Source organism: Escherichia sp. WS1450 (assembly GCF_046487395.1).
GTDB lineage: Bacteria > Pseudomonadota > Gammaproteobacteria > Enterobacterales > Enterobacteriaceae > Escherichia > Escherichia coli.
Genome location: NZ_JBJQJO010000121.1, coordinates 1 through 1,077, shown reverse-complemented (window position 1 = coordinate 1,077; position 1,077 = coordinate 1). Strand labels below are relative to the sequence as shown.

The following is a 1,077-nucleotide window of genomic DNA, read 5'->3' as shown; positions in this document are numbered from 1 at the left end:
TTACAGTCAGTTACTGCCCGAACTGGATCTGATTATCTGGATCCTGCGGGCTGATGAACGTGCGTATGCTGCCGACATCGCCATGCATCAGTTTTTACTGAATGAAGGTGCAGATCCCTCGCGTTTTCTGTTTGTTCTCAGCCATGCCGATCGCGTATTTCCTGCTGAAGAATGGAACGACACAGAAAAATGCCCGTCCCGTCACCAGGAACTCTCGCTGGCGACGGTGATAGCCCGGGTGGCAACCCTGTTCCCTTCATCATTTCCGGTACTCCCCGTTGCCGCGCCTGTCGGCTGGAATATTCCGGCACTGGTGTCACTGATGATCCACGCCCTGCCGCCACAGGCAACCAGCGCGGTTTATTCACATATCCGGGGGGAAAACCGCTCTGAACGGGTCCAGAAACACGCACAACAGACTTTTGGTGAAACCATCGGGAAAAGTTTTGACGACGCCGTTGCCCGTTTCAGTTTTCCGGCCTGGATGTTACAGCTTCTGCGCAAAACCCGGGACCGCATTATCCACCTGCTGGTCACACTGTGGGATCACCTGTTCTGAACGCTCCGGAGTCCCCCGTGGCAACCGTATACCTTTACACGACAACGGATTACGGTAACCACTGCCGTATACCGTCTGTCATTATCAATAACACGCTCTTTAATTTCAGAGGTCGGTCATGAATACCAGAATTCTTTTTCCCCTGCTGTTCACTGTGGCATCATTCTCCGCCTCCGCCGGCAACTGGGCTGTCAAAAACGGCTGGTGTCAGACCATGACGGAAGATGGTCAGGCGCTGGTAATGCTGAAAAATGGCACGATTGGTATTACCGGCCTGATGCAGGGATGCCCGAATGGCGTACAGACGCTCCTGGGCAACCGTATCAGCATTAACGGTAACCTGATCCCCACATCACAAATGTGTAATCAGCAGACAGGATTCAGGGCTGTTGAGGTGGAAGTCGGACAGGCGCCGGAAATGGTCAAAAAAGCCGTTCACTCCATAGCAGAGCGTGATGTGTCCGTTTTACAGGCATTTGGTGTACGAATGGAATTCACCCGCGGTGATATGCTGAAGG

At 53.1% G+C, this 1,077-nt stretch carries 1 protein-coding gene and 1 pseudogene; both read left to right on the top strand.

The annotated features are described in order from the left end of the window. Window positions 1-559: GTPase family protein (locus ACJHYR_RS27820; RefSeq protein WP_410233218.1), on the top strand; the 559-nt coding region annotated here is incomplete at its 5' end. A gap of 118 nt (window positions 560-677) precedes the next feature. Next, a pseudogene (locus tag ACJHYR_RS27815) lies at window positions 678-1,077 on the top strand (hypothetical protein); the annotation flags it as partial.